Source organism: Pseudomonas sp. JV449, from assembly GCF_032424295.1.
Lineage (GTDB): Bacteria > Pseudomonadota > Gammaproteobacteria > Pseudomonadales > Pseudomonadaceae > Aquipseudomonas > Aquipseudomonas marginalis.
On record NZ_VYKD01000010.1, the window covers coordinates 49,551 to 62,165 of the forward strand.

General features: G+C 63.9%; 10 protein-coding genes and 2 pseudogenes. 5 read left to right on the top strand and 7 right to left on the bottom strand.

What is annotated here, in order from left to right; all coding sequences use genetic code 11:
* Nucleotides 1-4: 4 nt before the first annotated feature.
* From F6S08_RS10805 to F6S08_RS10815, 3 genes are read right to left on the bottom strand one after another with little or no spacing between them, the layout of a single operon-like run.
* A complete protein-coding gene (locus tag F6S08_RS10805) occupies nucleotides 5-1,486 on the bottom strand; it encodes an aldehyde dehydrogenase (RefSeq protein ID WP_315871576.1) in 1,482 nt (493 codons plus the stop codon).
* The gene (locus F6S08_RS10810) at nucleotides 1,483-2,316 is read right to left on the bottom strand and encodes an alpha/beta fold hydrolase (RefSeq protein ID WP_027603603.1); all 834 of its coding nucleotides are present in this window, start codon (nucleotides 2,314-2,316) and stop codon (nucleotides 1,483-1,485) included. The genes F6S08_RS10805 and F6S08_RS10810 overlap by 4 nt, the downstream gene beginning before the upstream one ends.
* 39 nt (nucleotides 2,317-2,355) lie before the next feature.
* On the bottom strand, nucleotides 2,356-2,946 hold the full coding sequence (locus F6S08_RS10815; protein ID WP_027603604.1) for an amino acid synthesis family protein: 591 nt from the start codon (nucleotides 2,944-2,946) through the stop codon (nucleotides 2,356-2,358).
* A gap of 183 nt (nucleotides 2,947-3,129) precedes the next feature.
* On the opposite strand from F6S08_RS10815, the gene ltnD reads away from it, so the two are divergent.
* The 5 genes from ltnD (at nucleotide 3,130) to otnI (ending at nucleotide 8,407) form a co-directional block, all read left to right on the top strand.
* Complete coding sequence (gene ltnD / locus F6S08_RS10820) at nucleotides 3,130-4,104, top strand: L-threonate dehydrogenase (RefSeq protein WP_256097762.1); 975 nt, start codon at nucleotides 3,130-3,132, stop codon at nucleotides 4,102-4,104.
* A 10-nt stretch (nucleotides 4,105-4,114) separates the two neighbouring features.
* The gene (gene otnK / locus F6S08_RS10825; RefSeq protein ID WP_315871577.1) at nucleotides 4,115-5,407 is read left to right on the top strand and encodes a 3-oxo-tetronate kinase; all 1,293 of its coding nucleotides are present in this window, start codon (nucleotides 4,115-4,117) and stop codon (nucleotides 5,405-5,407) included.
* Nucleotides 5,404-6,048 carry an aldolase gene (locus F6S08_RS10830; RefSeq protein WP_065946550.1) on the top strand — a complete coding sequence of 215 codons (645 nt, stop codon included), beginning with the start codon at nucleotides 5,404-5,406 and terminating at the stop codon, nucleotides 6,046-6,048. Before otnK ends, F6S08_RS10830 begins: the two co-directional genes overlap by 4 nt.
* Before the next feature lie 97 nt (nucleotides 6,049-6,145).
* On the top strand, nucleotides 6,146-7,606 hold the full coding sequence (locus F6S08_RS10835) for an SLC13 family permease (protein ID WP_315871578.1): 1,461 nt from the start codon (nucleotides 6,146-6,148) through the stop codon (nucleotides 7,604-7,606).
* A gap of 15 nt (nucleotides 7,607-7,621) precedes the next feature.
* On the top strand, nucleotides 7,622-8,407 hold the full coding sequence (gene otnI, locus F6S08_RS10840; protein WP_315871579.1) for a 2-oxo-tetronate isomerase: 786 nt from the start codon (nucleotides 7,622-7,624) through the stop codon (nucleotides 8,405-8,407).
* A 157-nt stretch (nucleotides 8,408-8,564) separates the two neighbouring features.
* Here the strand turns inward: otnI and F6S08_RS10845 are convergent, their stop codons facing one another.
* The 4 genes and pseudogenes from F6S08_RS10845 to F6S08_RS10855 all read right to left on the bottom strand — a co-directional run bounded on the left by F6S08_RS10845 (nucleotide 8,565) and on the right by F6S08_RS10855 (nucleotide 12,456).
* Nucleotides 8,565-9,386, bottom strand: coding sequence for a DeoR/GlpR family DNA-binding transcription regulator (locus tag F6S08_RS10845; protein WP_065926387.1), 822 nt, complete (start codon nucleotides 9,384-9,386; stop codon nucleotides 8,565-8,567).
* Nucleotides 9,387-9,477: 91 nt separating this feature from the next.
* Nucleotides 9,478-9,993: pseudogene (locus F6S08_RS31390) on the bottom strand (methyl-accepting chemotaxis protein); the annotation flags it as partial.
* A gap of 348 nt (nucleotides 9,994-10,341) precedes the next feature.
* A pseudogene (locus F6S08_RS31395) lies at nucleotides 10,342-11,421 on the bottom strand (cache domain-containing protein); the annotation flags it as partial.
* 144 nt (nucleotides 11,422-11,565) lie between these two features.
* Nucleotides 11,566-12,456 (bottom strand): bestrophin family protein, encoded by an 891-nt coding sequence (locus tag F6S08_RS10855; protein ID WP_065926385.1) that lies wholly within the window; start codon nucleotides 12,454-12,456, stop codon nucleotides 11,566-11,568.
* Nucleotides 12,457-12,615: the final 159 nt, after the last annotated feature.

Below are 12,615 nucleotides of genomic sequence, written 5' to 3' on the forward strand. Positions count from 1 at the left end.
TCTCTTAGCGCATCACGAAAGGATCAGGCATGGGCGCCTGGGAGAGGTTGATCCACACCGTCTTCAGCTCGGTGTAGGCGAGCACCGAATCAATGCCGCTTTCACGGCCGTAGCCGCTGTTCTTGAAGCCGCCGATAGGCGCCATTGCCGACACGGCACGGTAGGTGTTGACCCAGATGATCCCCGAGCGCACGTCCCGCGCCAGGCGGTGGGCGCGGCCGAGGTCGCGGGTCCAGATGCCGGCGGCGAGGCCGAATTGCGAGTCGTTGGCGATGGCCAGCGCTTCGGCTTCGTCCTTGAAACGGATGACCGAGGCCACCGGGCCGAACACTTCTTCCTGCATGATCTTCATCGAGTTGCTGTCGCACTCGAACAAGGTTGGCTCATAGAACCAGCCTTCACCGAGGTTCTGCGGGCGTTTGCCACCGGTGCGCAGGCGCGCGCCTTCAGCGATGGCATCGGCGACCAAGCCCTCGACCACGGCCAGTTGCTGCGCGGTGGCCATGGGCCCCATTTCGCTGGCGTCGTCCTGGGGGTTGCCGATGCGGATGCGCTCGGCACGCGCCACCAGGCGCTCGACGAATTCGTCGTAGATCTCATCCTGCACCAGCAGGCGCGAACCGGACACGCAGCTCTGCCCGGACGCCGCGTAGATACCGGCAATCGCACCGTTGATGGCGCTGTCGAGGTCGGCGTCGGCAAAGATGATATTCGGCGATTTGCCGCCCAGTTCCAGGGACAGCCTGGCGAAGTTCTCCGCGCTGCTGCGCACCACGTGGCGGGCCGTGGCCGCGCCGCCGGTGAAGGCGATCTTGCGTACCAGTGGGTGGCGGGTGAGGGCGGCGCCGGTGCTGGGGCCGTAGCCGGTGACCACGTTGACCACGCCCGGCGGGATCCCGGCTTCGAGGGCCAGGCGCGCGAGTTCGAGGATAGTCGCCGAGGCGTGTTCCGATGGTTTGATCACGATGGTATTGCCCGCCGCCAGGGCCGGCGCGAGTTTGATCGCGGTCAGGTACAGCGGGCTGTTCCACGGAATGATCGCGGCGACCACGCCCATGGCTTCGTGCACGGTGTAGGCGAACAGGTCCGGCTTGTCCAGCGGCAGGGTGCCGCCTTCGAGCTTGTCGGCCAGGCCGGCGGTGTAGTGGAAAAACTCCGGCAGGTAGCTGACCTGGCCACGGGTTTCGCGGATCAACTTGCCGTTGTCGCGGCTTTCGAGCTGGGCCAGTTGCTCCTTGTTGTCGGCGATCAGGTCACCCAGGCGGCGCAGCAATTTGCCCCGTGCGGTGGCGGTGAGGCCACGCCAGGCCGGGCTGTCGAAGGCGCTTTGGGCGGCCTGCACGGCGCGCTCCACATCGGCTTCATCGGCGTCGGGCAGTTGCGCCCAGGGTTCGGCCAGGGCCGGGTTGAGGCTGTCGAAAGTCTTGCCGGACAGGGCATCGACCCATTCACCGCCGATGCACATCTGGAAGCGTGCGAGTGTCATGCAACGATCCCCTTGATTGGATTGTTTTGGGCGTACACCGTGTCGAGGAAGCCCAGCAGCAGCTGGTTGACCAGGCGTGGCGATTCTACCGGCATCATATGCCGTTGCTCGGCCAGCACCGCAACGGTGGCGCCGGGAATACGATCGGCCAGTTGCCGGGCCATTTCCGGGGTTGAACCGGGGTCGAGTTCGCCGGTGGCGACCAGGGTCGGTACGCGCAAGCCCTTGAGGTCGTCGGCGCGGTACATGTCCTGGGTCGCAAACAGTTCGTAGGTAGTCAGGTAGCCCTGGGGGTCGTTGCCCGCCAGGGTTTCACGCAGGGCGGCGATCTGCGCCGGGTTGGCCGCCTGGTATTCACGGCTGAACCAGCGCGACAGCGCAGCTTCGGCATTCGCATCCGGGCCGTGTTCGGCGGCCTGGGCGGTGCGTGCGATCACGCCGGCACGCTGTTCGGGGCTGCGGTTGAACACACTGTTGAGCACTACCAGGGATGTGAGGCGCTCGGGGTAGTGCAGGGCAAACGCCCGGGCGACCAGGCCGCCCATGGAAAAACCGATCACCGTGGCCTGGGGCAATTGCAGGTGGTCGAGCAGCTCCAGCAACTGATCGGCATACCCCAGCAGCGGCGTGCCGGCGGCCGGGCGCGGGCTGGCGCCATGGCCGAGCATGTCATAGGTGATCACGCGGTAATTCGTGGCCAGGCCAACGACTTGCCCGCCCCACATTTCTTTATTCAGGCCCACGCCGTGGATCAAAACCACAGGCTGGCCTTGGCCGGTCGCCAGATAACTGGTGCCAGCCGGGGTGCGTTCAGCGGTGAGCCGAATCATGGAGCGCTCCTGCATGCTTTTTGTTTTGGCCGGTCTTGCTTACTGGGCTTTTTCAGCGGCCAGCTCTTCCAGGTCGATATAGCGGTTGCCGATACGAGGGTGCAGGCGGCCGCCATCGGCGCAGCCCAATACCACGACGATTTCATCGGCACGCGGCGAATCCTCGATGTGCATTTCCAGGGTGATGTAGTGCGAACGCAGGCCTTCGTCGTCCTTGTGCATCATCGGGATCTGGATCGAGGTGCCCGGGCCGCCGCGCTTGTTGGTGAAGCTCAGGTAGCTCTTGGCCTTGACCGCTTCACGGTAGTGATTGCCGAAGCGCAGGGTATGGATGATCGCGCTGGCGTGTTCGATCTCGCCATCGGCCCCGACCACAGCAGCCTTGCCATACGCCTCGATGTTTTCGGCGCCGCCAATGATGCCCACCAGGCGCTCGACCATCAGCGCGCCGAGGTCGGAGCAATTGGCCCGGATCTCCGGCTTGAGGTCTTCGACGAAGCCACGACCCAGCCATGGATTCTTCAGCACCACGGCGAGGCCGACCATCTTCACCGGGGTATCCGAGGCCTTGCCGCCTTCGATAAAGGTTTCTTCAACGTAGCTGACGATCTTGCGAATTTCGAAACTCATGAGCGGCTCCATCAGGTGTGGGGGAGTGGATTGCGTATGATGGTATACCATAATACGCAAAGCACAAGCGTCGCAAATGAGTTTGCGTGGGTAAGGCGATAAAGGGGGTGTGAAATTCTTCTTGGGGCGATGTTAAAAAATGTTAGATCGAAAAAATACTTCACATAATCCGTTCATTGGTGGATGATCGATCCCAATTCCAACGCGGCTCGCCGGTGTGGTGTCAGCCGCCGTTTTCCTCTGGAGTACCCCATGAATAATAAGAATGTCGGTGTGATCGGTCTGGGCGCGATGGGGCTGGGCATTGCCCGCTCGCTGTTGCGCGCAGGTTTCAATGTGCATGCCTGTGATGTACGCGAGGCGGTTACCCGGCAGTTCGCCGGCGAAGGCGGGGTGGCGTGCGCGTCGCCGGCGCAGATGGCCGAGGCCTGTGATGTGCTCATCACCGTGGTGGTCAACGCCGAGCAGACCGAGACCGTGCTGTTTGGTGAGGGCGGTGCCGTGGCGGCGCTGCGTCCCGCCAGCCTGGTGATCGGCTGTGCCACCGTGGCCCCGACCTACGCCGTGGACCTCGGCCAGCGCTTGGGCGAACACGGCCTGCTGTACCTGGATGCGCCGATTTCCGGCGGTGCGGCCAAGGCCGCCGCCGGTGAGATGACCATGATGACCTCCGGCCCGCAGGCCGCTTATGCCAAGGCCGATGCAGTGCTGGCGGGCATGGCCGGCAAGGTGTATCGCCTGGGCGACGTTCATGGTTTGGGCTCCAAGGTCAAGATCATCAACCAGTTGCTCGCCGGCGTGCACATCGCCGCCTCCGCCGAAGCCATGGCCCTGGGCCTGCGCGAAGGCGTGGACGCCGATGCCTTGTACGAGGTGATCACCCACAGCGCCGGCAATTCCTGGATGTTCGAAAACCGCGTGCCGCACATTCTCAAGGCCGACTACACGCCACTGTCGGCGGTGGATATTTTCGTCAAGGACCTCGGCCTGGTGCTGGATACCGCGCGTGCGAGCAAATTCCCGCTGCCGTTGTCGGCCACTGCGCACCAGATGTTCATGCAGGCTTCCAGCGCCGGTTTTGGCCGCGAGGACGACTCGGCGGTGATCAAGATTTTCCCCGGCATCGACCTGCCGACTGCCAAGCCCGAGCCGGTGTAAGGAACGCTTTATGACTAACCACACCACGCGCCCGTTGCTGGGCTGCATCGCCGACGATTTCACCGGCGCCACCGACCTGGCCAACATGCTGGTGCGCGGCGGTATGCGCACGGTGCAGAGCATTGGCATCCCCAGCCGCGAAGTCGCGGACGGGCTGGATGCGGACGCCATCGTCATCGCCCTCAAGTCGCGTACCACGCCGGTCGCAGAGGCTGTGGAGGAATCCCTGGCCGCGCTGGACTGGCTGCGCGAGCAGGGCTGCGAACAGATTTTCTTCAAGTATTGCTCGACCTTTGACTCCACTGCCGCCGGCAATATCGGCCAGGTCAGCGAGGCCTTGCTCAAGGCGCTGGGCAGTGATTTCACCCTGGCCTGCCCGGCGTTCCCGGAAAACGGCCGGACGATTTTCCGTGGCCACCTGTTTGTGCAGGACCAGTTGCTCAATGAGTCGGGCATGCAACATCACCCGCTGACGCCCATGGGCGACGCGAATCTGGTGCGCGTGCTGCAGAGCCAGACGCAACTGCCGGTCGGGCTGCTGCGGTACGACAGCATCGCCGCGGGCGTCGAGGCGACCCGTAAAAAAATCGCCGAACTGCGCGAGCAAGGCGTGGGCATTGCCATCGCCGATGCGCTGTGCGATCAAGACCTCTACACCCTCGGCAGCGCCTGCGCCGACTTGCCTTTGCTCACGGGTGGCTCGGGCCTGGCCTTGGGTTTGCCAGGCAATTTCCGCCGTGCCGGTAAGCTGCGCGACTTCGATGCGGCGACGCTGCCGACTATCAGCGGTGGCGAGGTGGTGCTCGCCGGCAGTGCCTCGGTAGCGACCCTCGGCCAGGTCGCGGCCTGGTGCGAGGCGGGCCGCCCGGCATTGCGCATTGATCCCATCGCCCTGGCTGCCGGTGAACCGGTGGTGGCGCAGGCGCTGGCGTTTGCCCGCGACAGCGCACACACCGTATTGATCTACGCCACCAGCACCCCCGCCGAGGTCAAGGCCGTGCAAGAGCGGCTCGGCGTCGAACGCGCCGGGGCCCTGGTGGAGAACGCCTTGGGCGAGATCGCCGCGGGCTTGCGCGAGCAAGGCGTGCGGCGTTTCGTGATCGCCGGCGGGGAAACCTCCGGCTCGGTGGTCAAGGCCCTCGGCGTCAACCTATTGCAGATTGGTGCGCAGATCGACCCTGGCGTGCCGGCCACCGTCAGCAGTTCCGCCGAGCCGCTGGCGCTGGCGCTCAAATCCGGCAACTTCGGTGGCCGTGAGTTCTTCGCCAAAGCCCTCGCGCACCTGGCCGGAGGTGCCCAGTGACTGGCATCGACGAACAGGCCCTGCGCGAAGAAATCTGCGATGTCGGCCACAGCCTGTACCAGCGTGGCTACACCGTCGGCAGCGCCGGCAATATCAGTGCGCGCCTCGACGATGGCTGGCTGATCACCCCCACCGATGTCTGCCTCGGGCGCCTCGTGCCAGGCGCTATTGCCAAGGTCAACCTGAAGGGCGAGTGGGTGTCCGGGGACAAACCGTCCAAGACCCTGGCCCTGCATCGCCAGGTGTATGACCGCAACCCCTCGGTGGGCGGTGTGGTGCACACCCACTCCACCCACCTGGTTGCGCTGACCCTGGCAGGCGTGTGGAGCGCGGAGGATATCTTGCCGCCGCTCACGCCTTACCAGGTGATGAAGGTCGGTCACATTCCCTTGATCGGCTATCAGCGTCCGGGTTCGCCCAAGGTCGCCGAGCAGGTCGCGCAACTGGCCAACAGCGTGCGAGGGGTGATGCTCGAACGCCTGGGGCCGGTGGTCTGGGAGAGTTCGGTGGCCAAGGCCAGCTACGCCCTGGAAGAGTTGGAAGAAACCGCACGGTTGTGGTTGATGAGCAACCCCCGGCCGGCGCCGTTGGATCAGGCTGCACTGGATGAATTGCGCGAGACCTTCGGCGCGCACTGGTAACCCGCAAGACGACACGGCAAGTGCTGCCCGAGCGCCTGGTTTGACGCTCGACGGACCCGGCTTGCCTAAAAAAACAATAACAACAGGACATTCTTGAATGAGCCCACTGATTTTGATGTTGACCGCTGGCGCGGGTATCGCGCTGCTGCTGTTTCTGGTCCTCAGGTACAAATTCCAGCCGTTTGTCGCGTTGATGCTGGTGAGTATCGTGGTGGCGCTGGTGGCCGGGGTGAAACCGGCTGACCTGGTGGCGACGATCGAGGGCGGCATGGGCAAGACCCTTGGCCATATCGCGATCATCATTGCCCTGGGCGCGATGATCGGGCGGATCATCGAGCTGTCCGGCGGTGCCGAGGCCCTGGCCAAGTCGTTGATCGAGCGCTTCGGCAACAGCCGTACGCCGCTGGCGCTGACCATCGCCGGGTTCATCATCGGCGTGCCGGTGTTCTTTGAAGTCGGGGTGATCATCCTGATGCCGTTGGCCTATGGCGTGGCACGCCGGGCGCGCAAGCCGCTGCTGGTGTTCGCCTTGCCGATGTGTGCGGCGCTGCTCACCGTGCATGCCTTCCTGCCGCCCCATCCGGGCGCCGTAGCCGCCGCCAGCCAACTGGGCGCTGACCTGGGCCGGGTACTGATGTTCGGCCTGCCGATCACCGCATTGTTGTGCTACATCGGCTACCGCGTGGCGGGACGCATGACCCGGCGCTTCTATCCGATGACCGACGATATCCGTGCAGAAGTCTATGGCCCCCACGTGACCAATGAAGACCTGCGGGCCTGGACCAACGGCAATCACCAGGCGGTGCAACAGAGCGCCGTGGCCGAGTCCCATATGGGATTGGAAGAGTCCACCAGCGCCATTGCCGCCAAGCTGCCGGCGGCGCCTGCACCCGGTTTTGGCCTGATTGTGAGCCTGATCCTGCTGCCGATTGTGCTGATTTTGCTGGGCACCCTGGCCACCTCGCTGCTGCCGATCGAATCGGCGTTGCGTGGGGTGATGACCGTGCTGGGCGCGCCGTTGGTGGCGCTGCTGATCGACACCTTGCTGTGCGCCTGGTTGCTGGGTTCGCGCCGGGGTTGGAGCCGCAGCCAGGTGTCGGATGTGATCGGCTCGGCCTTGCCGGGCGTGGCCATGGTGATCCTGATCGCCGGCGCCGGTGGCGTGTTCGGCAAGGTGCTGGTGGACACCGGCATCGGCGCGGTAGTCTCCGACATGCTGCGCACCACCGGCCTGCCGGTGCTGGCCCTGGGCTTTTTGTTGACCATGCTGCTGCGCGCAGTGCAGGGTTCGACCACCGTGGCCCTGGTGACCACGGCGGGGATCATCAGCCCGCTGATCGTGACCCTCAACCTCACGCCCAACCACCTGGCGCTGCTGTGCCTGGCCATGGGCGGTGGCGGGCTGGCGATGTCGCATATCAACGACGCCGGCTACTGGATCTTCACCAAGCTCGCCGGGCTCAACGTGGCAGACGGTCTGCGCACGTGGACGGTGATCACCACCTTGCTCGGTACCTTGGGGTTCGTGATTACATTGTTGATCTGGCCTTTTGTCTGACTCTTGGGAGCTTTTATGCCTCGTTTTGCTGCCAACCTGAGCATGCTGTACCCGCAACATGATTTTCTCGAGCGTTTCGCGGCGGCGAAGGCCGATGGTTTCGACGCGGTGGAATACCTGTTCCCCTACGACTACAGCGCCGAGGCACTCAAGCAACGCCTGAGTGACAACGGCCTGGTCCAGGCCCTGTTCAATGCACCACCGGGCGATTGGGCGGCGGGGGAGCGCGGCATCGCCACGCTGCCGGGGCGTGAGGCCGAGTTTCGCAGTGGCTTCGACCGCGCGTTGGAATACGCCGCCGTGCTCGGCAACGACCGCGTGCACGTCATGGCCGGCTTGCTGCCCTCGGAAAGCCTGCGCCAGCGCCATCAGGCCGTGTACCTGGAAAACCTCGCCTACGCCAGCGCGGCGGCGGCCAAGGTCGGCGTCACCGTGTTGCTGGAGCCGATCAACACCCGCGACATGCCGGGGTTTTTCCTCAACCGCCAGGACCAGGCCCACGCCATCTGCCGGGAGGTCGGCGCGCACAACCTCAAGGTGCAGTTTGACTGCTACCACTGCCAGATCGTCGAAGGCGACTTGGCCACCAAGCTGCGTCGCGATTTCGACGGCATTGGCCATATCCAGATTGCCGGGGTACCGGACCGTCACGAGCCTGACCTGGGCGAGCTGAACTATGGGTTCCTATTCGAACTGATGGACCAGTTGGGCTACGACGGCTGGGTCGGCTGCGAATACCGGCCAAAGGGCGACACCTCGGCGGGCCTGCAATGGTTGCGGGACTGGAAAGCGGCTCGGTAGTCGACGAGCCTCTGTGTCGGTTCGGTTCAAATGTGGGAGGGGCGGTGCGACGATTCGACTTGCCCCCGATAGCGGTATGTCAGCCAACACCTCTACCAACCCTGCCACCGCCATCGAAGCCTAGCTAAAGCTCGACCTCTCCTACAAAGGGAGGGCATCACGCCGGCAACGGATCACCCGGCAGCATCAATTCAATCCCGCGCTTGCGGATGCCATCTGCCGCTGCCGGGGCCAGGGCGTCGTCGCTGATGATCACGTCGAAGGGTTCCAGCCCGGCGATGCGGTACATGCTGAAGGTGCCGTATTTGGAACTGCTCGCCACCAGCACCACCTGGGACGCCGATTGCATCGCCACTTGCTTGACCTCGACTTTCAGCGCCGAGGGGGTGGTGATACCTCGGTGCAAATCCCAGGAGCTGGTGGACACAAAGGCGATGTCCGTCACCACCTGGCGCAGGGTTGCCACGGCCAGCCCGCCGACGGAAGAATGGTTGTCATGGTCCAGTTGGCCGCCGGTGTGGATCACCGTGACCTGCGTCGCATCCATCAGGGCCTGCACGATCCCGAAGTCATTGGTGACCACCGTCATCCCCGACAGCGCCTTGATATACGGGACGATCTCCAGGGTGCTGGTGCCGGCATCCAGGTACACCGTCATGTCCGCGTGCAGCAACCGCGCCGCCAGTCGCGCCATCGCCTGCTTTTGCGGCAACTCCACCACGGCTTTGGATTGATGGCTGGGTTCGCTGTGCAACTGGCTGGCGATCCGGACCCCACCGGTGACGGAGTACGCCCGGCCTTCCTGCTCCAGCAGGGCGATATCGCGGCGCACGGTCATGTGCGAGCAGTCGAACATCTCCATCAACTGGTGCACGCTCATCACCTGATGCTTGCGCAACTGCCGCAGGATCTGTTCGCGACGCTGCTCGGGAATCATCGGGGTGCTGCTGTCGGTGGCCGTGTCCTTCGGGTTGGGCATTAAGGCTCCGCAGTGGTTGGGTAAGAGGCGGGGAGTGCGTGGCTATAGTAGCCAATACACGCCCCCGCCGGCGACCCCGGTGTGACAGCGGTCAGAACTTGAACCGCCCCACCAACCCCTTGAGCTGACCGGAAATATCCGTCAACCGCCCAGATCCGGTCTGCGCCGAGTGGGCAAAGCCTTCGACCAGTTGCGCATCGGCATGGATCTGCGCGATGTGCCGGTTGATCTCTTCGGCCACCTGGTGCTGTTCTTCGGCCGCGGTGGCGATCTGGGTGTTCTGGTCGCGGATCGAGTCCACCGAGCCTTGGATCTTATCGAAGCTGTCGCGGGCCTGCTGGATGCGTTCCACGCTGGTGTGGGACACCAGCAGGCTGCCCTGCATCTGTTGGGTGACTTCCTGGGTGCGGCGGGCGAGGTTGCCCAGCAGGCTGTCGATTTCACCGGTGGAGTCGGCAGTGCGGCGCGCCAGGGCGCGGACTTCGTCGGCGACCACGGCAAAACCGCGGCCCTGGTCACCGGCGCGCGCGGCTTCAATCGCGGCGTTGAGTGCCAGCAGGTTGGTCTGTTCGGCGATCGAGCGGATGGTGTCGAGGATGGTGTTGATGTTCTGGCTGTCCTGCTCCAGCAACTGCATGGTCTGGGTCGACTTTTGCAGGTCTTCGCTGAGCTTGAGCACGCTGCCGGTGGCTTCGCCGATGTGCTGCTGGCCATTGTGCACGTCGCGGTAACCCTCGTCGGCACTCGCGGCGGCGGCGCTGCAGGAGCGCGCGACTTCGTTGGCGGTGGCTACCATTTCGTTGAACGCGGTGCTTACCAGCTCCACGGCTTCACGTTGGCGCCCGGCGGCCTGGTTCATGTTGTTGGCGACTTCGCTGGTGTCGGCGGCGGCGGTTTGCAGGTCGGAAGAGGCGTTGCCGATGCGCTGCACCAGTTGCGCGATCATGCTCAGGAACTGGTTGAACCAGCCCGCCAGGCTGGCGGTTTCGTCTTTGCCTTGCACCTTGAGTTGGCGCGTCAGGTCGCCTTCGCCTTCGGCAATCTCCTGCAGGCCGTCGGCCACCCCGCGAATCGGGCGCACGATCATGCTCGCAAAACTGGCGCCGACAATCGCGAACACCACGGCCAGGGCGGCGGCAATCGCGGCGATCAACCACGTGAGGCTGGTGGCGCCGGCCATGACTTCATCGCGTTTGATCAGGCCGATAAAGCGCCAGCCCAGATCCTTGGAACTGACCACGTTGGCCATGTAGGCCACGCCGTCGATGTCGATCTGGGTCACGCCGTCGCCGCGCTTGGCCAGTTCGGCGTAGTTGGGGCCCAGGTCGGCCATCGGCTTGAAGTTGTGCTTGGCGTCGCTGGGGTCCACCAGCACGTTGCCGTTGGCTTCCACCAGCATCAGGTAGCCGCTGTCGCCCAGCTTGATGTTGCGCACCAGCTCGGTGAGCTGCTTGAGCGACACGTCCAGGCCGACCACGCCGAGTATGTTGCCGGTGGCGTCGGCGACGGTGTGCACGGTGCCGATCAGGACCACGTCGTCCGGTGCCCAGTAATAGGCGCCGGTGCGCACGGTGGCGCCTGGCGCGGCGATGGCGGCTTTGTACCAGGGGCGTACGCGTGGGTCGTAGTTGTTCAGTTTGGTGTCATCAGGCCAGCTGGCATAACCGCCGTCGGCGAGGCCCAAAGACAAGTAGGCGGTGCTCGGGTGGCTCTTGGCGAACTGGTCGAAAATCGCCAGCAGGTCTTTGTTGGTCTGGGTCAGGGGGATTTGCGCGGCGTCGGCGCCGGCGTAGCTCTTGAGATCCTTGGCCGCGACAACGCGCGGGTCCTTGGCCACGAAGTCGACGTTCTGGCTGATGCCATCGAAGAACTGCTTCATGCCGTTGTCGATCTGACGGATCTCGCGACCGCTGCTGTCGAGGAAATTGGCCAGGGCCCCCTCGCGCAGATTCAGCACTACCAACACGGCCACCAGGATGACCGGGAGGCACGCGATAGCCGCGAACGCCCAGGTCAGCTTCTGCTTGATATTCATGACTTCACCTGCGGGTATTTATAGTTTTGGCAAGGGGAAACGCTAGTGCTGAATGCCGCATGTGTTGTTATGAAGGGGGTAAGGCCCATGCGTACCTCCGGTTTATCGACCGAAGGGGCACGCACTTTAGGGCGCGGGGCGTGATCAGCCGATTGAGTGGTCGGCCAGGGCGTCGCGGCGCATCGATTGCAGGTTCTTCTCGATGGTTTCGCAGATGGCTTCCATCTGGATCTGGTGTTCGCTGGAGCGGAACGGGCTTTGCAGGTCGGTGCCGATGCGTTCGATGGCCAGCAGCATAAAACCCACCACGGTGGACGCCAGCGGGGTGAACCAGCCCAGGGATTCCACCAGGCCCACGGGCACGATCAGGCAGAACAGCGAGATAAACAGGCGTGGGAAATACACGTAAGGGTAGGGCAGTGGTGTGTTGGCGATCCGTTCCATGCCGCCCTGGGCATTGGACAGATCCACCAGGGTCGACTCCAGCCGCGCCAGGCGAATGCTGTCCAGGTGCCCGGCCTTGTATTCGCGGGCCAGCAACGCCGCCGAGCCGGTGAGGATGTCATTGGCAAAGTTGTTGGTGGCGCCGTTGCGGGCGAATTCCTCGGTGGGGATAAAGGCGCGTACTTCATCAGGGCACGGTTCGCCCCTGAGGTGCGCGGCCAGGCAATTTACGTAGGCCACGTGGCGGCGCAGCAGGGTGGACTTGATCGGGTTCACTTCGCCGTCAGGATCGTCCAGCAAGGTCAAAACCTGACGGGCAAAACTGCGCGAATTGTTGACCATCGCACCCCACAGCGTGCGCGCTTCCCACCAGCGGTTATAGGCGCTGCTGTTGCGAAAGCTGATGAGCACGATCAGTGCCGAGCCCAGCAGGGTGAGGGGCATCAGCGGCAAGTTGATCTTGGCGGTGAGGAACAGCATGAAGTCCACGGTGACGGCGACGTCCCACAACAACAGCCAGAACAGCGACCAGCCCACATAGCCCATGGTCTTGATGATCAGGCGGTACTTTTTGATGATGGCGGCTTTCAAACGACAACCTCGCGGCGAGCAGTAGGCAACAGTGCCTTAGCTCGGACGTCGGCTGGCGGGGAAGGTTCGCTGCGGCGCCTGAAACGGTTAAGCCGCCTGAGTTTTCTGGAACAATTTTGGTAGCGACGGTGTCCTCAGAGCTAATCACGCTAGATTGCG

Bases quoted from the DNA above. Each gene is read 5' to 3' on its own strand.
- F6S08_RS10815 (WP_027603604.1), bottom strand. From the start codon at position 2,946: ATGAGTTTCGAAATTCGCAAGATCGTCAGCTACGTTGAAGAAACCTTT.
- F6S08_RS10805 (WP_315871576.1), bottom strand. From the start codon at position 1,486: ATGACACTCGCACGCTTCCAGATGTGCATCGGCGGTGAATGGGTCGAT.
- ltnD (WP_256097762.1), top strand. From the start codon at position 3,130: ATGATCGATCCCAATTCCAACGCGGCTCGCCGGTGTGGTGTCAGCCGC.
- F6S08_RS10810 (WP_027603603.1), bottom strand. From the start codon at position 2,316: ATGATTCGGCTCACCGCTGAACGCACCCCGGCTGGCACCAGTTATCTG.
- F6S08_RS10845 (WP_065926387.1), bottom strand. From the start codon at position 9,386: ATGCCCAACCCGAAGGACACGGCCACCGACAGCAGCACCCCGATGATT.
- otnI (WP_315871579.1), top strand. From the start codon at position 7,622: ATGCCTCGTTTTGCTGCCAACCTGAGCATGCTGTACCCGCAACATGAT.
- otnK (WP_315871577.1), top strand. From the start codon at position 4,115: ATGACTAACCACACCACGCGCCCGTTGCTGGGCTGCATCGCCGACGAT.
- F6S08_RS10835 (WP_315871578.1), top strand. From the start codon at position 6,146: ATGAGCCCACTGATTTTGATGTTGACCGCTGGCGCGGGTATCGCGCTG.